This window comes from Cytophagia bacterium CHB2 (assembly GCA_030263535.1).
Lineage (GTDB): Bacteria > Zhuqueibacterota > Zhuqueibacteria > Zhuqueibacterales > Zhuqueibacteraceae > Coneutiohabitans.
The window spans coordinates 1-19,139 of sequence record SZPB01000097.1; the positions used below are offsets into that span (position 1 = coordinate 1).

A 19,139-nucleotide genomic window follows, 5' to 3' on the forward strand; every position below is an offset into this window, starting at 1 on the left:
AATGGCGAACACCGCGCGCGGCGATTGCGCTATCATCATTTGCACGGCTGCCGGCAACTCTTTTTCCCGCCGCACCGGATGCAGCGGGGCGGCTTCCACCCACGGAAAAATTTGATCGTCCGACAGACGAAAAATGTTCATGCTCACACCGATGCGGCCGTCGCTCTCCGCCGCCTGCGCGATTTCCTCCGCTGAGGGTTTTTCAATAATGTTTTGCAGAAATCCCTCGGCGTCCTTTTGAATGACTGCAAATTGCTCGATGCGGCTTTGCGTGAATTGCAACGCGGAACGATCGTAATCAATCAGCGCATTGTCATGCATGTCGTGCAGCAGCGTTTGCAAAGCAGCAACGGAGTAAAGATTATCGCTGTTGCACACGGTGAACGCTTGTCCGTGCCAATCGCGCTTTGCCCGCAGGCCGTGCCACAGCGCATCCGCCGTGCCCAGCGGCTTATCGCGGCCCGGCGGAATGGGCTGAACCGCATAGCTGATGCTCAAGTTTTTAAATTGCTGCGAGCCGCCAGCGTCATAATAAGCACGAATGGATTCATCGTTCTCGCCGATGACGATAACGGCATCGCGATAACCCGCGGACGACACATTGTACAGCAGGTAATCCAGAAACGGGCGGGACCCGCTGCCGACGCCAATCATCGTTTTTGCTTTCTCTTCGGCGTCGCGGCGCCAGGCCGGATCGAGAGACACGGAAGCCGGCGCAGCTTTTTTCATGCGTGACGATATGCCGCCGGCGAGTATGACGATATTCGGTTGCATCAAACCTCCTCTGCAGATTCGAAACGCGTGCCTTCATCGACATAAACAATATAAGCTTTGCCGCCGGCATCCGCGATGGCCGCAGCCACGTGCGCCGTGCGTTCCGGCGCATAAACGAACATGCACCCGCCGCCGCCCGAGCCGTTGATTTTGCCGCCGTATGCGCCCGCGTGCAACGCCGCTTCGAGCATGCGATCGATCTTGGGCGTTGAGATGCGCAGATTGTCGCGCAGCACCGCTTGACAGTCGTTCAGCAATGCGCCGAGGCGGTGATGGTCGAGCGCCGGTTGGCGCAACAAGGCCAACGCTTCCGCGGTGAGATCGCGATTGCGCAGCGTTCCTTGCAGCAAGAATTTTTGGTCGGCATTCAATTCGCTGGCATAACGCGGCAAATCTTCCTGCGCCAGGGTGTACAGCGAAAAATCAGGATGGCGCCGGCTGAGTTGTTGTACAATATCGAGCACGCCATACTTCACGCGCCGCAAAATTCCCGTGGTATCTTTAGGCTCGCCGGAATCGCCGAGCACGAAGGCGTGCAACGCTGGCGCGAGCCGTTCGATTTGCAGTTCGGGATGAAAGCGCAGCGACAAGACGCCGCCGCAGGCCGTGGCATAATGATCCATCATGCCGCCCGGTTCGTGGAATTCCAGCACTTCGGCGGCATGCGCCAAACGCGCGCTTTCCTCGGGCGCGAGTATGCGTTGTTGGTCGCTCAACCGCGCCAACACATTCACCCATGTTACCACCAGCGCAGAGGAGCTGGAGGTGCCGGAATTAATCGGAATCTCACCGCGCACGAGGCCGTCGAATCCGCGTGAAAACGTGAAGCCTTCCCGGCGCAAGAGATTGACGGTACTACGGAAATAATCCCGCTGGTTTTGATAAACTAACGGCGGTGAAAGCGCAAAAGTCAATTCAGATTGAATATCCGGCATGGCGAGATGCACACGCGCATCATCACGCAGCTTGCCGGCAATGGTGATGCGCCGTGAGATGGCGCACGGAATCACCGGCAAATGCAGATAATCCTGATGCTCGCCGAACAGGCAGATGCGTCCGGGCGTGGAGACACGTATGAAAAAAGTTGGCGCTGTCATGAAAGTGCGAATATCGCCGTGAGTTTCGATTGTTTTTCGATGACATATTTTTTCTCGCGAAGCATGCAGGGAAAGTCACAAACTTTGCGATCCCCGCGCTCTCGGCGTGAGCTAAAAAATGGTTGGGTTGAATATGTTTATGGAACAGGAGAAAAGCAAGTCGCTGAAGAACGGCGTAGCCTTACGCGACACATTTTCGCGCCAAATCTGGCGCGCAAGGCGATGCCTGAGAGGAGAGAAGTTTAGGAAAGTGCGAACGCTGTGGTAAACGAAAAGGCCGTAGATTGATTGGTCCAATCTTCATGCGATTGATTGAACGTGCTGATATAAAGCTCAAAGCAGGCATTGCATTGATTGAGATGTTTGCGAATACGCGCCTTTTCACCGCCATAAACGGTTCCGGCCAGATAAGATGCAAATTCGTAACTGCACAGGCATTTTTCGTGGGAAGTATTTGGCATAATCGCCTCCTTGATTGTGTCCTATTGCAATGGACACGGGAAGGCGATAAAATCTCCTACAAAAAATGCGGTGCAGATGAAATTTTAATTTCTCCGGTGAGGAAAAATTCAACCACAACGAGTTTCTTCCCGGCGTAGATGTTTGCCTGACACGCTATCCTTCCAGCGTCATCTTGAACTTGCGCGCGCTCACGAGCAGCAAAAAAATGCCGAAGCCGGCCAGCGCGAGCAGCAGCGTCCAAATTTCCACGAGCGTGTTGCCCTTCAACATCACGCCGCGAATGATGGGCAGGAAATAGCGGGCGGGCACAATATACGTCACGAGTTGGAGCAACTTGGGCAGGCTGGCAATCGGAAAAATGAACCCGGACAACATCACCGTCGGCAGCAACGAAGAAATCAACGCCGCCATCATCGCGACTTGCTGCGTCTTCGCGCCAGTGGAAACGAACAAACCCAGGGCGAGCGCGACAAACACAAACAGCAGCGAAGCGCCCAAAATCAATGTAAGGCTCCCGACAATCGGCACCTTGAACCAAAAGCGCGCCACCAGCAAAATGATAATGCCGTCTATGAACGCCAGAAAAATGTACGGCACAACTTTGCCGATAATGATTTCAAACGGCCGCACCGGCGAGACGAGAATCTGTTCCATCGTGCCGGTTTCTTTCTCGCGCGCGATCGTGACACTGGTCAGCAGCGCCGAAATCATCATGAGAATCAAGGCCGCCAGCGCCGGCACGAAAAAATAAGTGCTTTTCAAGGCGGGGTTGTATTGAATCGTTGCCCGCACCTCGAACGGCAAGCTCACACCGCGCTCAGCATTGTACATCTGCAAGGCCGTCACAGCGTAGTTGCGAATGCCCTGCGCGGTGTTCGAATCGCTGGCATCGATCAACAGTTGCACCGTCGGCGCAACGGGCTTGATCAGGCTCTCGGCAAAATCGTGCGGAATAATGAGCACAAGCTTCGCCTGCCGCTGTTGAAACAATTTTTCCACCTGCGCTTCACCGTTCGCAAAATTCCGCACGGTGAAGAACTTGCTGCCGGCAAACGCTGCTGCCAGCTCGCGGCTTTGCGGCGTTTGGGAATGGTCGAGCACGGCCACTTCAATATTCTGAATTTCCATGGTAATGGCATAGCCGTACATCAACAGCATCAGCACCGGCATGGCGAAAACGATGATCAGCGTGCGGAAATCGCGTCGGATATGAATAACTTCCTTGCGGATGATGGCAGGTATGCGAGAGGGCATGTGTACTCCGTAATCCGTAATTTTATCGTTTACGCCTTACGTCTCCTTATTTTCATCTGTCCACCAAGTGAATGAACACGTCCTGCATCGAAGCTTTTTGATAGTGCTGTTTCAAGGCCTGCGGCGAGCCGAGCGCAATAATTTCGCCTTGATACATGATGGAGACGCGATTGCAGTATTCGGCTTCGTCCATGTAATGCGTGGTCACGAAAATCGTCTTGCCGTTTAGCGCCATGTGATAAATCAAATCCCAAAAATTGCGGCGCGCTTCGGGATCAACCCCACCGGTGGGCTCGTCGAGAAAAATGATGGGCGGATCATGCAGCAACGCACAACTCAAGGCCAGCCGCTGTTTGTACCCGAGCGGCAGCGCGCGGGTGATCATGCCGGCTTGTTGCATCAAATCCAATTCGCGCAACAGTTGCGCGCGCTTGGCGAGCAAATCCGCCCGCGGCAAACCGTACACGCCGCCAAAGAACTCGATGTTTTCGGCGATGGTCAAATCATCATACAAGGAAAATTTCTGGCTCATGTAGCCGATGCGCTGCTTGATTTTTTCGTTCTGCTTGAAAATGTCGAATCCGGCAACACTGCCGCGGCCGGAAGTCGGCAGCAATAAACCACAGAGCATGCGAATGGCCGTGGTTTTACCGGCGCCGTTCGCGCCCAGAAAGCCGAAAATCTCGCCGGCATGCACCGCCAGGTTGAGATTCTTCACGGCTACAAATTTGCCGAAACGCTTGGTGAGATTTTCGGTTTCAACGGTGTATGCAGACATAAATGTTTCGTCTTTCAAAGTCAGCTAATGCTGCCCGGGCGAGACTAACAGAGACGAGAAACTTTTTAGCCACAGATGGACACGGATTTGCACGGATACGGCCAAAACAGAATATCCGTGAAAATCTGTTTCCATCCGTGGCCCGGCTTTTGTTCTTTTTTCTGCGCACGCTGCGAGAGATAATGCCATCGAATTTATCAAGAAAAAGCGTTAAGCCCTCAGCGAAGATTGATTCTTCATCAATTCCATAAACGTATCTTCAATTCCCGGCGTGATCGCCCGCATCTGTTTGATGGGCTGCGGCGCGGCTGCAACCAACTCAGTGATTTTACTTTCTGGCAATGGCGCGGCAAAGCTAACGTGCAACCGATCTCCGAAAATTTGCACGGATCGGCACTCAGAATTATTTTTGAAATAAGAAACCAAAAGCTGGGGATTGTCGGTTGCGACTTCATAAAGGGCATAGGGGAAATGGCGGTGAATCACGCCCGGCACATCGAGAGCGAGCAAACGGCCTTTGTGCATGAACGCGACACGGTTGCACAACAGCGCTTCATCCATGTAAGGCGTTGACACCAGAATCGTCACACCCTCGTCGCGCATGCGCTGCAAGATTTCCCAAAACTCGCGGCGCGAAACGGGATCGACGCCGGTCGTAGGCTCGTCCAGAATCAAAATTGGCGGCGTGTGAATTAAGGTGCAGGAAAGCGCGAGCTTTTGCTTCATGCCGCCCGAAAGTTGTTTGGCCAGGCGGTTTTTGAACGGTTCCAGCTTGCTGAAATGATACAATTGCGGCAAGCGCTTTTCGCGCTCCGCAGCCGGCACGCCAAACAAATCCGCAAAGAAGCGTAAATTCTGTTCGACGGAGAGATCGGGATAAAGCGAAAACCGCTGTGGCATGTAACCGAGAATGGCGCGAATCTGCGCCACTTCCCGGCGCACCTCGTAGCCGGAAAGATGCATCTCGCCGGCGTCCGGCGTGAGCAGGGTGCAGAGCGTGCGCATGGTCGTGGTTTTGCCGGCGCCGTCCGGGCCGATCAAGCCGAACAATTCACCGCGCTGCACCTCCAGCGAGAGATTTTCCACCGCGCGAATGTTGCCGTAGCTCTTGCTGAAATTTTTAATGGTAATCATTTCAGCCATATTACATGCTGGGAAGCAGCGTGATCGACACCGGCATGCCGTGCTTCAAGATTTGTTCAGGATTATCGACGGTGATTTTCACGGCATAAACCAGCGCCGTGCGGCTTTCTTGCGTCAGAATGTTCTTCGGTGTGAATTCGGCTTTGGCGCTGATCCAACTGACCACACCGCTCCGGCTTTGTTCCACGCCGTCGATTTTGATTTCCGCAGGCTGGCCGATTTTGATCCTGGGCAAAAACGTTTCAGAGACATAAACCTTCGCCCACATTTTGGAGAGATCGATAATCTCCACAAACGGCGCGTTGAGTGGAATGATTTCGCCTTGATCGTAATAGCGCGTCGTGATCGTTCCGGCAATCGGGGCGGTAATCGTGGCGTCATTGATCTGGCGCTGCAAGAGTTTGCCCTGGGCTGCCAGGCTTTTTTCCCGGCTGTTCAGCGTTTGCAAGTTTTGCTGCGCGGTTTCCAGCGCGGTTTTGGCGCGATCATAATTGAGCTTCAAATCATCCAGCACTTGTTGCGAAGCCGCGTTTTGTTGAAACAACTCGCGATAGCGTTCATGCTTGGTTTTGGCATGATCATAATCTTCTTGCGCGCGCCGCACGCTCGCCGTTGCAATACGGCGTTGCGCGGCCAGTTCATCAAGTCCGGCCTGCACCTGTTCGAGCTGATAGCCGGGCTTTTCGGCATCAACTACAGCCAATGTTTGACCGCTTTGAACGTGTTCGCCTTCTTCGCAATTCACCTGCAATAAATAGCCGCCGGTTTGCGCCGAGACTTTGATGGCCGTGCCTTCCACGATCACACTGGCCTGAAACACCGAATCATCATTATTATTGCAATTGCACAACCACGCTGAAACCAGCAAAAAAGCCGCAAACTCTTTTTTCATATCATGCTCCCGCAGTCCACAATTCGCAATCCGAAATCGTCACTCACTCCGCGATGCTGCCGGTCGCCAGCCGCAACTCGCTTTGCGAAAAATAATACTGTACCAGTGCGCGTTGCAGTTGCAGTTCCGCCTGGCGCAGATCGTTTTCCGCCACGACGGCGTCATTGGTGCTGGCCACGCCTTCGCGCTGTTGCGCCGCCACGATGCGATAGCGTTCTTGCTGCTGCGCCAGCAACTGCTCCGCCAGCGCGATTTGCCGGCCGGTAAATTTCAAGTTTTCCCAACCACGTTCGACTTCATAAGTTATGCTGCGCAACAACTCACGCTCTTGCAGCGTCAAGCGCGCAAATTCCGCTTCGGCCTGCTGTGCGCGATGGCGATCCTGCCGGCCGCGCCAGAGATTCCATTGCAGATTTACACCGATCACGCCGTAACGCATCCACTCGTTTGCCACCTGATTAAGCCCGGGCTTAGCGTAATGATAACTTGCTTCGGCGTTGAGATTGGGATAATACGCCGCGATTGCCAGTTTGCGGCTCAGTTGTGCCGCGCTTAGCCCGAGTCGCACACCGGCCAGTTCCGGACGATGTTGCAACGCAGCCTGCTTCAAGCTGTCCAAATTGGGATAGCTCGCGACAGGCTTGTTCAACGTTGCTTCTGCAATCGGCCGGACTTCCGGCAAATCGAGTGTGCGCGCCATTTGCAAGTCGAGTAGGCGCTGGTCGCGCTGATTCTGTTCGGTTTCAATATCGAGTTGCAGCGTTTGATTGTAAACTTGCAAGGTATCGAACGCCATCACTTGCGCCGCGCGAAACAGGCTGCGCGTTTGATCAAGCTGCACTTCCAGGCGCCGGCGGCTCGCCTCTTGAATCTTGCGCTGTTGTTTGAGCGCTTGCGCTTGATAAAACAACTGATGGACATAATATGCCGTTTGCTGCTGCAGAAGCTCGCGGCGCGTTTGTTCGGAAGCGAGCGCGTTTTGCGCCAACGCCACTTGCGTGCTCAACCGCCCGCCGGTGAACAACGGCTGGCGCACGCCCAGGCTGAGATCGGTGCGATCATGGCCGCCCAACTCGATGCGGATGAGCCGGCCGCCCGTGAGTGTTTGAGGCAAGTCGAAGCGCGCGAGTTCATCGGTGTACGAGGTTGCGCCGATGAAATCAAGGCTGGGCAAGCGCTGGCCGCGGCGGATATCGACCTCCAGACGTGCATTCGCTTCGCGCTGTTGTTGTTGTTTAATTTGAAGATTGTTCTGTTCGGCCAGCCGCAGGGCCTCCTCCAGTCCTAACGGCGTTTGTGCGGAAACACGATTCCCCCAAAACAAAAGGGCAAGCACCAAAACGTATTTTTTCATTCCTCCTCGCCTCATCATTTCTTGCATCTTCCTCCACTCGAAGCCAGTCGAAAGCGCCCATCCGAAAAACTGCCCGGGCGGTGTTTTCAGACACCCACTAAATACAAAAGGGAGATTGCTGAGTCAAGTACTTTCTCTTTAACCGGCTGCGACGATTTACAAAATGGCAGAAGCGACGCGCGCATCTTGCTTTTGCCGGTTTTGCTGGTTACTTTGCGTCGCAAAATTTAAAAACCAAATACAACCAATTTAAACGAGCAGGAAGGAAAGATTCATGGCCATTCGTGTGGCGCAATTCGGCCTCGGCCCGATTGGGCAGGCGTGTGTGAAAGCGTTATTGCAGAAATCCGGGGCAGAGCTGGTGGGCGCAATTGATATCGATCCCGCCAAAGCCGGGCGCGATGTCGGCGAGGTTTGCGGCTTGAAGCAGAATCTCGGCGTGTTCGTGCGCAGCGATGCCGCGGCGGCATTGGCCGAATGGCGGCCGCAAGTGGTGGTGCACACAACCAGTTCGTTTCTCAGCCGGGTGGAGGAACAATTAGCGCTGATCATTCGCGCCGGCGCGCATATCGTTTCCTCAACGGAAGAATTGTTTTATCCATTTGAGCGCGATCCGGCGTTTTGCGCACGCCTGGATCAACTGGCGCGGCAGCATCACGTTGCGGTGGTTGCCACCGGCGTCAATCCTGGCTTTGCGATGGATATTCTGCCGCTTACGCTCACCAGCGTTTGCACGAGTGTGAAGGCGATCAAAATCACGCGCGTGGCCGATGCCAGCAAGCGCCGCCTGCCCTTCCAACAAAAAATCGGCGCCGGCCTGACGCGCGCACAATTCAAGGCAAAAGTTGCGGCCGGCGGTTTTGGCCATATCGGCTTGCACGAATCGGCAGCTACGATTCTCCAAAGGCTGGGGTGGCACGCGGACAAATTCGCGGAATCGCTCAAACCGGTATTGGCCACGAAACGGGTGAAAACGCCTTATCTCACGGTGGAAAAAGGCCAGGTTACCGGCATTCATCAAACATTGAAATGCAAACAAGGCGCAAAAGATTTATTGGTGTTTGATTGGCAAATGTCCGTAGGGCAGAAAGAGACGTTTGATCGCGTGGAGATCAGCGGCGATCCGCCGTTGTACATGAACATCGTTGGCGGCATCTTCGGCGATACCGGGACGATTGGCGCATTGGTGAATACTATTCCCCGGATTATGCAAACGGCGCCCGGCTTGCGCACCGTGATGGATTTGCCGGTGCCTTATGCTTTTTTGTGAAGGCAAGCACAATCTTCGAATAACTTTAACATATCTCAAACCGCGAATGAACGCCAATAAACACGAATCTACTCATGTTCGGTATTTACCTTGACAAGAATAGCCTTGATTTTACTGGCTAAAATGTGTCAAGTCAATTCGCGATTGTCAGTAAGAAATTCGTGTTCTTTGGCGTTTTTGAGAAACGAAGAAGTAATTTAAGAGGCTGCGATTTTAGCGCCCAACAAGCAGTTGTCAGTCCTTTAAAAAAATGAAGCCCACAGAAACAGGCCGCCTCTACGACAGCATCGCCAGTTGGTGGAATGATCAACAATGCCAATCACTGGCGGGCATTCATTTTCTCGACCGGGCTATCAGACTCTGCGTTAACCAACGGAATGCTCTCGATGCCGGCTGCGGCAGTGGTGGGAGAATGATCGCGGCGTTGGAAAAAGCAGGATTTCAGGTCACCGGGATCGATGTATCTCAAGCAATGATCGCTTACGCCAGAACGCGCCACCCGGACTCGCATTTTATGCACGTGGAGGTTTGCGCATGGCAGCCCCAGCAGCAGTACGATGCGATCATTGCCTGGGATAGCCTGTTTCACCTCCCTTATGCTGAACAAAGCCATGTGATCAAAAAATTGTGTAACGCGCTCTGCGGCGGGGGCGTCATACTGTTTACGGCGGGCGGCATAGATGGGGAGATTACCGGGCAGATGTGCGGCAAAGAGTTCTATTACAGCTCGCTGGCTGAAGAGGAATACTTGAAAATCATGCAAGAGAATGGATGCCGGTGTATTCTTATGGATCGCGATCAATATCCGGAAGAGCATGTGGTTTTCATTGGACAAAAGACGAACATGCGCGATACTGAACGCGGTTAAGCCGGGCGTCGAATCCGGCCAGCCGCGCCGGTGAGCTTGAGTGTTAGGGCAATTAACTCTCCTGAAATTCGAATCTTGAAAAAGTCGTCGGTATTCAAATCAGGATTACAAAACCATGCGAACCCAATACTACACCGCAACCAGCCTTGACGGCTTCATCGCGACGACGGACGACTCGCTGGAGTGGCTGTTTTCGCTCGGCGATATCGAGGAAACGAGCTACCCGGAGTTTATTAAAGAGATCGGCGCCCTGGCCATGGGCTCGGCGACGTATGAGTGGATGTTGCGGCACGTGCTCAAGCCAGATTCGGCAACTCTGGGCGAATGGCCGTATCAGCAGCCAACCTGGGTTTTCTCTCATCGCGAGCTTCCGCGCGTGCCCAATGCGGACATTCGGTTTGTGAAAGGCGAGGTTCGCCCCGTGCATGAGCAAATGCGAACTGCTGCGAACGGCAAAAATATCTGGCTGGTCGGCGGCGGCGATCTTGTTGGGCAGTTCTATGACGCCGGCCTGCTCGATGAGATCATCGTGCAAGTTGGCTCAGTCACGCTGGGCGCCGGCAAGCAACTGCTTCCACGCCAGATTCTTTCGCCCTCACTCAGGCTCGTTTCGGTCCAAAAGTTTGGCGACGGCTTCGCAGAGTTGCGGTATGAGGTGCGAGCGCGAAAATAGATGCGCGAAAATCATGTTTGGAGACTGAACAAATTCCAACAACGTACATTGAACGGCTGTCCTACCGGTGTAGGCATTAGAATACCGCTCGTGTTAAAACCTTAAGGGATTGGCTTTTCAAAGTAGAATAAGATTCTAAAAGTGTTTCGCCCGCTAAAATGAAATCCCATTGAAAAGCTTTTTTCTTTCTGTGGCAGTTCTGCTTTTGTGGGCGAAGTTCTCAAAGCTGCTCGAAGAGCTTCCCTGCTTTCCCGTCTCTAAATTCTAAAATCATTCAAATTTTTGCACACCCCCACAGCTTTCTGAGAGATCCGATTAGTATTAAGCCTGCCCACCTTTCGGTAAATCATTGATTCTAAAAGATATTTATCGCTGAAGCGCTTATGGCATTGCGCTTGCGTTGGGGATAGCCGTGACAAGCCGGCTGCGACAATTTGCAATCGGCCGGAATTTCAAAAACATGTCATCTCAAAACACATTAGCATAAAAGGAAAAATGCCATGAACGTTCGCATCATCAGCGCCGCAATTTTGATAAGCGCATTCGTCATGTCCGGCTGCGGCAGAAGTAATCTTTTTGAAGCAACTGAGAATAAGCAAACCGATTCTGTTTTCAAGCCCTCCGGCGAAACGGCCATTGCAATGGAAATCACAGGCGGGCTTGCTGGAATTTATCAGAATTTGACGATTGACGCCAATGGCTATGCACGCTTCGTCGATGCCCAGCGCGGCGGCGGCCAAATCGCAGCGGCGCTGACGGCCGAGGAATTCGGCAGTCTCGTCACGCTTTTTTTGCAGAATGATTTTTTGCATTTGAATGATCGTTACGTGCAGGAAAACACCGCAGATGCGTTTAATTATGACGTGTACTTCAATTTTGCCGGCAGCAGCAAGCGCGTAATCACGGATAATCTCGAAGCGCCGGCAAACTTGCGCGCGGTGATTGCGCGTTTGACGGAAGTGGCGGAGAAGCTTTCCGCGAGTGCGTTGATGCTGGAGCTTGCGCTCGATCGCGAGCTTTTGCAAGCCGGTGAAAGCGTAACGTTGACCTTGACCGCCGCGAACAACACCTCGCAGCCGCTGCCCTTGAACACCGGCGGGCAGAAATTCGATTTCTTTGCATTCCCGGCAGCCACGTTGACGCTGGCGCCGCAGATGCAACTTCAGTTGCCCGAACCGGCCTGGCATTGGTCATTCGAAAAGGCCTTCATTGCGATTGTGGAAAACACCACGCTTGCACCGGGCGAGGCCCTGCAATACTCCGTCACTTGGGACGGCAAAGGCAACAACGGTGAACAGTTGGAAGGCGCGTATTTTATCGGTGCGCAACTGGTTGCCTCGCCGGGCGGAATGACGGCGTTGCGAGAGTTGCGAATCCAGAGATAGCAAAGAGGCCTTTGCAATAAATATTGAGGATGATCTATGAAAAGGATGATCGCAATAATATTTGTTAGCTTGTTGCCGCTGGCGTGTGATCATACGGAAAGCTTGTTGCAAAACTTGAGCGGCATGGTAAACCCTCATGAACGCTGGCAGTCGCTGCGCTTGAGCAATTACAGTATTGAACAGGAACACCTGTGCTTCTGCCGGGCGCCGCATTGGTATAAAGTGATCGTTAAAAACCGCCGGGTGAGTGAGGTGTTGGGGTTAAACGGGGAGAAACTGCCGCTGACGTCGGAAATCATGAGTGTCGAGCAAATTTTCGACTGGATCGAGAAACTGCGCGCGCAACACCCGGAAAAGCTGGAGGTCAACTATAATCCAGAACACGGCTATCCGGAGCGCATCCTGTTCGGTTACAGCGCCAACACCGCGAACGGTGAATTCACGCTCGCGCTGCGCAATCTCAAACACGAGCCGTAGATTCATTCTTCAAAATGTGTTGAATTCATTTGCAGTAGAACGGAAAGCGTCTCGCCCTTAAAAAAGAACTCCCACTGAAAAGGCTTTTGCTTTTTCTTGTGGGAGTTCGATTTTGTGGGCGTTTTTTTAGCTGAGCGCCGGGTTTCGGCTTGAAGAAAATCGTCGCGGGCTTTTATGCTAAAACATACACAGCATAGCCGCGCGGAGGCGCATAAAACTGCGCACGCCCATCCGCCGCGGATGATTGGTCTTCTGGACGGCCCAAATCGGTTTTGCTCCACCAAGCTAACGGCACAAAGCGGGCATTCCGCCACTGCGTTGTAACCCAGGCTCCGCGCCACCCGTCGCCGCGGTTGTTGAGCACGTAAATCAAGCCTGGCTTCCCCTCATGTCCGAGGCGTTGCATCATATACAAATCATCCTCCACGTACAACACCTGTGTTCCGCCGCCGGCATACGCGCGCTGCGCCTGCATCAATCCGGCAAGGCCGTGCGGTGTGCCGGCGCCTGCCAAACCCTCATTGAAATAATCTTTCCAAAAGACGCAGGGATAACCTTCGTGCGTGAGAATGTAACTGTACGCCAGCAGTTTGTCGTTGACAATCGGCCGGCCGCCGTCGCGCAGATCGTGATTCTCGACAAAGGTGACGGCCGTGATCGGTTGCCTATGCAAAAGCGTGTCGCGGCTCATGAGGTTGCGCAAACTGAAACCGTATTGATCGCATAATGATTTGAGCAGCTCTCGCAACGGAAAATCAAAGGCATCCACGGGATTGGTATTGGAAAAATTGGTGACATTGACCCAATGCTCGATTGCGCCGGCATTGTCCCAATGCTCGGCCACGCCATAAGGCTTGAGCAAACGATCGCCGCGCATATAGCGAAATTCCTGAAGCGCGGTTACGGTGCCCGCGCCATAGCCTTTCACAAAATCATAACGAAATCCATCAAAGCCAATCTCCTCCACCAGCCAGCGCGCGAGATTGATGATTTCGCCAAAAACGTAGGGATTGCGGTGCGAGAGATCCGGCATGTCGCCGAACGTGTTTTCATCCCAAGATTCAAACCTGTTGGGATGAAAACATTCCCAATTGCGCAAAAAGCGCTTGCTTTTCGGGTGAAAAAGCGTCCAGCGCAATTTGCCGGTGATGGGATTGACTTCGGTGGCATCTGCACCGCTGTTGTGATTGATGACCATGTCGGCCAACACCGTCATGCGGTGTTGATGCGCGGTTTCGATCAAGGCGAGCAATTCCTGCTTTGTTCCAAACCAGGTTGGCACGCCGCCTTTTTGATCGAACTCGCCCAGATCATAATAATCGTAAGGATCGTAGCCCATCGAGGGGCCGCCGAGATTGGCCGCTTTATGCGCGGGCGGCAGCCATAACGAGGTAAAACCCGCCTGCGCCAAAGCCGGAATTTGAGTGCGGATATGTTCCCACCACTTGAACTCCTTGCCTTCGACGCGGGGGCAATCCCAATAAAATGCTTGCAGCATAACGCCCATTTAAATCTCCTGTCAGGGTTTGCGTGCGAGAAATCCCACATGGCCTTGCGCGAAACGCATTTGGCCGTAACCGCGCAACATTTTCACGCTGAAACCGGCGCGGCGCAAGAGTGCGGCAATTGCAGCGCGGCGATACAGTTTCACAACATGCGTTTCTGCGCTGCGGCGATACAAATTTCCGGCTTTGCGAAAAGCGATGATATGCCGGGTTAAAACATGCGATTTTGTGTCCTCCTCAACGTGCACCAAGACCGCCCAATCTCTGCCGAGGACAAAGCGCTTGGCGGGCCGGCCGTTGCGCCATTGCTCCGGCTCGAGAATGTCAAATATCAGAATGCCTCCCGGGCGCAGCGCACGATACAATCGCTTAAAAAGCTGCGCCAAGGCCGCTGTGCCGTTCTTTTCATCAAATAAATAATTGAAGCATTCGCCCAGCGAGGTGATCGCTGCGCACGGCGGTATTAGCGCCTCCAGAAATGAGGCGCGCTGGAACGTAGCCTGCGGAGCATGTTTGCGCGCAAGCTTGATCAGGGCCGCAGAAATGTCAATGCCCCAAGCCTCATATCCGGCGCGCACAAGTTCTTTTGCCCAAATGCCGCTGCCACAGCCCAGGTCCACAATCAGGCCGTCAATGATTTTATGTTGTCGCAGAAGATCCAACAGCCCAGGCGCGGCTTGCAGCGCAAAATCGCGAAAACCGGTGTGGTGAATGTAGGCGAGATCCGTGCGATAGGCTATCATCAATAGGGCGGCTCAGCCGGTCCGTTATAACCACACATGTCCATGCGCGGGGAGTTCACAATTTCTACCGGTCCGCCGTAATCCTCGTGAGGAGGCTTTGCGATATGCTTGTCGCAAAAAACTCCTTCTTCCTCATTTTCATAAAGGCATTCCGGGCGCCACCGGGTGGCGGGTTCTTTGCATTTGAGACATTGCCTCTCCGGCTGCAGGTTGCGCGCCATCAGTGCAATCGGATGTTTCGTCGTGGGATGCCCTTCGCGCAGATCGACGGCCGTGATCAAGGTTTCCGAAGAGGCGCCAAAATCATAAATATGTGTGAGCGTAAGGCCGGGCGTGAATACCGCGTCGATCTTCTTGTTCATGTCAATATCTGAACCCTGCCAGCCGCCTAATGAAAACTGGCTCAGATGGCCGCAGCATTCCAGCCAAATTTCGCGCAAATAAAAATCAAGATCATCCAGCGTCGCTTTGCCGCGCATCTCCAAATCCAGCCAATAGGCTTTACCATACGCATCCGTCACACGCAAATGGTAGAGCGTCTGGGGCTTGCCGGCCTTGCGGTTTGCTGCTGCTATAACGGCCTGCCGTTTTGTACAGCCCCTTAGATGCTTTTTCATCCGCCCGCTTGTGGTCTCGTGCCCACAATAACTGCAAGCGCCATGAGACAACTCTCGCTTTGCCATACACACTCCGCAATATCGTCACCGTTTTTTCGTTAGTCTCGCTAAAGTGAAATCCTTGCAAAAAAGCAAAAAGTTCACGCGGAGATGCAGAGCCGCCAAGGTACGCAAAGAAAAGCTTTGCCAATTCGTCCCGCCCTTGCGGGATGAGTTTTTTCTCTTTGGTTCCGGCTTGTCCGGCTTGGGGGGAATCGTGAGTAATCCGTAAGAACATCTCAAAAAAATGATAGCCGCCAATCACGCCGAGCAGGTGCAGCAATTGGCGGCATCCTAGTATACTGTTGCCTTAATTTTTTGTAGTCCCACCCCCTTGTGGGGTGCTATTGCAGCCAATAAATTCGCGGGTTGGAACAATGCCCCACAAAGGGGCAGGACCACGAAATCATGGTAACAGTGTACTAGTCAATGCAGAACATCAAAACTCTTCACCGCAAGCATAACATGCTCAGGCTTTCTTCATATCGCCGGCGTCGGCGGCGCGCGTTGCAGTAAACATTTTTCCGACCGCCGCGACCATGCCGCCGACATCCGAAAGATTCGACGGGATGATGAGCGTGTTGTTCTTTTGCGCCAATTTGCCGAATTCACCGAGATATTGTTCGGCGATGCGCAAATTCACGGCATCGAGGCCGCCCTTGTCGTTGATGGCGTTGGCAATTTCCCGGATGCCCTTGGCCGTGGCAAACGCCACCCGTTCAATTTCCTGGGCGCGGCCTTCGGCTTCGTTGATGCGTTTCATTTTTTCGCCTTCGGATTTCGCAATCGCCTCCTGCTTGTCGCCTTCCGCACGGTTGATCTTGGCCTGTTTATCGCCCTCGGACTCCGCGATCAATGCGCGCTTTTCACGCTCGGCGCGCATTTGCTTTTCCATCGCGTCGCGAATGCTGGCAGGAGGCACGATATTTTTCACTTCATAGCGCGTCACCTTCATACCCCAGGGATCCGACGCTTTGTCCACCGCGTTCACGATCTCATGATTGATTTTCTCCCGCTCTTCGAAGGTGCGGTCCAGCTCGATCTTGCCGACTTCACTGCGCATGGTGGTTTGCGCAAGCTGAATGGAGGCGAAACGGTAATCACTGATGCCGTATGAGGCCTTGACGGGATCAATGATTTGCATGTACAGCACGCCGTCGACTTCCACCTGAATGTTGTCTTTGGTGATACAGGTTTGCGGCGGCACATCGATGACCATCTCTTTCAGCGAATGCTTGTAAGCGACGCGATCCACAAACGGCAGCAGAATGTGAAAACCGGCTTCGAGCGTGCCATGGTATTTCCCCAGACGCTCGACCAGAAATACCGTCTTTTGCGGCACCACAATCGCCGTGCGCGCGAGCGTGACGAGCGCAAACAGAATCAACCCCAAGATGATGATGGTTTGAAGTGACATCCATTCCTCCTTTGAGAATTGCAACTTGATGGTTCAGGACAGCGGTTTGACTTTCAGGGTGAGATTGTTGCGGCTGATAATTTCAACGACCGTGCCGGGCTCAATATCCATATCTGCTTCCGCGGGCCAGGGTGTGCCGTTGTACTCCACTTTTCCGCCCAGTGCTTTCGGTTTGATGGCGCTGATCACCAGGGCTTTTTTGCCATGCACATCTTCCATGGATTCTCCCGGCGCCAGCCTGCCGGAAACTTTGCCTTCAAAATAATGCTGCCCCTGCTTGCGGAACAACACCAGCGAAACAATGGACGATACGAGAAACACAATAAGCTGCTCATTGAACGTATGGATCACGCCGAGCATGAGCGCCAGCGCCGTAATCCACGCCCCCGCGCCGAAAAAAATAATCACCAACCCCGGAATGATGAATTCTGCTAGCGCCAGCACCAGCCCGACCACGAACCAGACCAGCTCCGCCGCTTCAGTCCAGAACGACATAACTCCTCCGTTGATATTTTATTTGAAAGTTCAGGCGTATTTTACGAGGGCATTTTGCAAGAGTTCTCTACGAGAAAGAAACAATTGCCGCCGCTTTTGCAAAAGTGTTTCGGCATTCAAGCCTGGCAATATTTCGTCCGGGCCTGGAGCAGTTGGGATTACTGATTCTGGCTGCCCAAATTCATACAACGGCTTCTTCGCTTCTCGAAAATTCATCTTTTGGTGTCTGCGCCGCCAGCAACCCTGGAAAACTCTTTTGCCGGGCAGCCAACGATAACAAAACCTCACGACGTTTGCCAGAATTTTCTCTGAGGCCGCAATGCCGGCATACAGGCCTTACAAATCCCGGCATGTTTAACGCTGTTGCCGCTATCCCACGTCCACCGGTTCACCGCGCATGAGTTTGCGCACGCGCGACTGCTGCGCCTGCAAGCATTCCAGCAATACGCGCATGGCCGCCTCCGCATCGCCGTTGCCGCAGAAAAAAATATCCGCGGCAAAGAAACCCAGCTCCGGCCACGTGTGAATCGTCATGTGAGACTCCGCAAGCGTAGCGGTTGCGGTGAGGCCTTGTGGGTTAAATTGATGTACAGCAAGCTCAATCAGCGTCGCCCCGCCGGCAAGCACGGCTTGCGTCAACGCGAAACGAATGTGATCGGCATCATTGAGCAGAGACGGGGGCGACTGCCAGCCATCAATGATCAGGTGAATTCCCAACGGTTTCATGAGACGCAATGCTTTTCAATCAGCTCAAAAAATCCTGGAAACGAAATCGCCGCGCAGTCGGCATGCAAAATCGTCGTCGCCGAATCGGCGCATAACCCTGCAATGGCAAAAGCCATGGCGATGCGATGATCGCCAAACGAGTCGATAGCGGCGCCGCGCAAGCGCGTTGGGCCGGTGATGATCAAACCGTCGTGCAGTTCTTCGACCTGCGCTCCCATCGCCTGCAAATTTTTTGTCAACGCGGCAAGACGATCACTCTCTTTCACGCGCAATTCCTGTGCGCCTGTGATGTACGTTTGCCCCTCCGCCTGAGTTGCCAGCACCGCCAAAATCGGAATCTCATCGATCAATTGCGGAATTTGTTGCGAGTTCAGCGCGGTTGCCTGCAATGGAGCGTATCGAACCCGCAGATTCGCCAATGGTTCTCCGGTGCTGGCCCCCAACTCTTCAATATCAATTTGCGCCCCCATTTCTTGCATAACGCGCAACAACCCAATGCGCGTGGGATTGAAGTTGATATTGGTCAGGACCAAGTCGCTGTGCGGCAGTAATGCCGCCGCCGCAATAAAAAATGCCGCTGATGAAAAATCTCCCGGAACGTCAGTCGTCGCGGGCTGCAAACGGCCGGGACGAATCGTCACGGCATTCGCGGTAATGTACAAATCCGCGCCCATTGCGGCCAGCATGCGCTCACTGTGATCGCGTGTTGACTGCGGTTCGATCACAATCGTTTCACCTTCTGCCTGCAATCCCGCAAACAGAATACAGCTTTTTACCTGCGCCGAGGCAATCGGCATTTCATAACGCATGCCTTGCAAATTGCCGCCTTGAATCGTAAGCGGCGCTGTGCCGGCAGGCGTCGCTGCGAGGCGCGCGCCCATGCGCTGCAAGGGTTCAATGATTCGTTTCATCGGCCTGCGGCTGAGCGAGGCGTCGCCGTGCATCATGGTGGTGAAGGGGCATCCTGCCACAATGCCGCTGAGCAAGCGCATCGTGGTGCCGGAGTTTCCCGCGTCGAGCGCTTGCGGCGCCGGCCGCAAACCCGTGAATCCCTTTCCATGAACGAGAACGTTGTCGCCTTCAGCTTGAATCGCAACGCCGAGTTGCTGCAAGCATTGCCGTGTGCTTTGCACATCCGCGCCCGCCGAGAGGCCGGTAATGCGGCTCTCG

At 53.7% G+C, this 19,139-nt stretch carries 21 protein-coding genes; 5 read left to right on the forward strand and 16 right to left on the reverse strand.

Going from position 1 to position 19,139, the window contains the following annotated elements; all coding sequences use genetic code 11:
• From FBQ85_11450 to FBQ85_11485, 8 genes are all read right to left on the reverse strand, one after another.
• Positions 1-774, reverse strand: a 774-nt coding sequence (locus FBQ85_11450; protein MDL1875767.1) for a nucleotidyltransferase, incomplete at its 3' end; no start/stop codon positions are given.
• On the reverse strand, positions 774-1,871 hold the full coding sequence (locus FBQ85_11455; protein ID MDL1875768.1) for a GHMP kinase: 1,098 nt from the start codon (positions 1,869-1,871) through the stop codon (positions 774-776). The genes FBQ85_11450 and FBQ85_11455, both read right to left, overlap by 1 nt.
• Positions 1,872-2,113: 242 nt before the next feature.
• Positions 2,114-2,332 carry a hypothetical protein gene (locus FBQ85_11460; GenBank protein MDL1875769.1) on the reverse strand — a complete coding sequence of 73 codons (219 nt, stop codon included), beginning with the start codon at positions 2,330-2,332 and terminating at the stop codon, positions 2,114-2,116.
• 154 nt (positions 2,333-2,486) lie between these two features.
• The gene (locus tag FBQ85_11465; GenBank protein MDL1875770.1) at positions 2,487-3,587 is read right to left on the reverse strand and encodes an ABC transporter permease; all 1,101 of its coding nucleotides are present in this window, start codon (positions 3,585-3,587) and stop codon (positions 2,487-2,489) included.
• A 52-nt stretch (positions 3,588-3,639) separates the two neighbouring features.
• Positions 3,640-4,365: an ABC transporter ATP-binding protein gene (locus FBQ85_11470; GenBank protein MDL1875771.1), complete on the reverse strand. Its 726-nt coding sequence runs from the start codon at positions 4,363-4,365 to the stop codon at positions 3,640-3,642.
• 210 nt (positions 4,366-4,575) lie between these two features.
• Positions 4,576-5,508: an ABC transporter ATP-binding protein gene (locus FBQ85_11475; GenBank protein MDL1875772.1), complete on the reverse strand. Its 933-nt coding sequence runs from the start codon at positions 5,506-5,508 to the stop codon at positions 4,576-4,578.
• Position 5,509: 1 nt separating this feature from the next.
• Positions 5,510-6,400, reverse strand: a complete 891-nt coding sequence (locus FBQ85_11480) for an efflux RND transporter periplasmic adaptor subunit (protein ID MDL1875773.1) — start codon at positions 6,398-6,400, stop codon at positions 5,510-5,512.
• 43 nt (positions 6,401-6,443) lie between these two features.
• Complete coding sequence (locus FBQ85_11485) at positions 6,444-7,781, reverse strand: TolC family protein (protein MDL1875774.1); 1,338 nt, start codon at positions 7,779-7,781, stop codon at positions 6,444-6,446.
• 247 nt (positions 7,782-8,028) lie between these two features.
• On the opposite strand from FBQ85_11485, the gene FBQ85_11490 reads away from it, so the two are divergent.
• From FBQ85_11490 to FBQ85_11510, 5 genes are all read left to right on the forward strand, one after another.
• Positions 8,029-9,024, forward strand: a complete 996-nt coding sequence (locus FBQ85_11490) for a dihydrodipicolinate reductase (GenBank protein ID MDL1875775.1) — start codon at positions 8,029-8,031, stop codon at positions 9,022-9,024.
• A gap of 250 nt (positions 9,025-9,274) precedes the next feature.
• The gene (locus tag FBQ85_11495) at positions 9,275-9,892 is read left to right on the forward strand and encodes a class I SAM-dependent methyltransferase (protein MDL1875776.1); all 618 of its coding nucleotides are present in this window, start codon (positions 9,275-9,277) and stop codon (positions 9,890-9,892) included.
• A gap of 115 nt (positions 9,893-10,007) precedes the next feature.
• The gene (locus FBQ85_11500; GenBank protein ID MDL1875777.1) at positions 10,008-10,565 is read left to right on the forward strand and encodes a dihydrofolate reductase; all 558 of its coding nucleotides are present in this window, start codon (positions 10,008-10,010) and stop codon (positions 10,563-10,565) included.
• 500 nt (positions 10,566-11,065) lie between these two features.
• Positions 11,066-11,950 (forward strand): hypothetical protein, encoded by an 885-nt coding sequence (locus FBQ85_11505; GenBank protein ID MDL1875778.1) that lies wholly within the window; start codon positions 11,066-11,068, stop codon positions 11,948-11,950.
• Positions 11,951-11,986: 36 nt separating this feature from the next.
• On the forward strand, positions 11,987-12,427 hold the full coding sequence (locus FBQ85_11510; GenBank protein ID MDL1875779.1) for a hypothetical protein: 441 nt from the start codon (positions 11,987-11,989) through the stop codon (positions 12,425-12,427).
• A gap of 172 nt (positions 12,428-12,599) precedes the next feature.
• Here FBQ85_11510 and FBQ85_11515 read toward each other — a convergent pair whose 3' ends face one another.
• From FBQ85_11515 to aroA, 8 genes are all read right to left on the reverse strand, one after another.
• Positions 12,600-13,934: an alpha-amylase gene (locus tag FBQ85_11515; protein ID MDL1875780.1), complete on the reverse strand. Its 1,335-nt coding sequence runs from the start codon at positions 13,932-13,934 to the stop codon at positions 12,600-12,602.
• A 12-nt stretch (positions 13,935-13,946) separates the two neighbouring features.
• Positions 13,947-14,675 (reverse strand): class I SAM-dependent methyltransferase, encoded by a 729-nt coding sequence (locus FBQ85_11520; protein ID MDL1875781.1) that lies wholly within the window; start codon positions 14,673-14,675, stop codon positions 13,947-13,949.
• Positions 14,675-15,196: a hypothetical protein gene (locus tag FBQ85_11525; protein ID MDL1875782.1), complete on the reverse strand. Its 522-nt coding sequence runs from the start codon at positions 15,194-15,196 to the stop codon at positions 14,675-14,677. Before FBQ85_11525 ends, FBQ85_11520 begins: the two co-directional genes overlap by 1 nt.
• Positions 15,177-15,614, reverse strand: coding sequence for a hypothetical protein (locus tag FBQ85_11530; GenBank protein MDL1875783.1), 438 nt, complete (start codon positions 15,612-15,614; stop codon positions 15,177-15,179). The genes FBQ85_11525 and FBQ85_11530 overlap by 20 nt, the downstream gene beginning before the upstream one ends.
• Positions 15,615-15,800: 186 nt before the next feature.
• Positions 15,801-16,748, reverse strand: a complete 948-nt coding sequence (locus FBQ85_11535) for a paraslipin (GenBank protein MDL1875784.1) — start codon at positions 16,746-16,748, stop codon at positions 15,801-15,803.
• 33 nt (positions 16,749-16,781) lie between these two features.
• The gene (locus FBQ85_11540; protein ID MDL1875785.1) at positions 16,782-17,243 is read right to left on the reverse strand and encodes an NfeD family protein; all 462 of its coding nucleotides are present in this window, start codon (positions 17,241-17,243) and stop codon (positions 16,782-16,784) included.
• Positions 17,244-17,612: 369 nt separating this feature from the next.
• Positions 17,613-17,969, reverse strand: a complete 357-nt coding sequence (gene speD, locus FBQ85_11545; GenBank protein MDL1875786.1) for an adenosylmethionine decarboxylase — start codon at positions 17,967-17,969, stop codon at positions 17,613-17,615.
• The coding region (gene aroA / locus FBQ85_11550) for a 3-phosphoshikimate 1-carboxyvinyltransferase (protein ID MDL1875787.1) at positions 17,966-19,139 on the reverse strand (1,174 nt) is incomplete at its 5' end. The genes aroA and speD, both read right to left, overlap by 4 nt.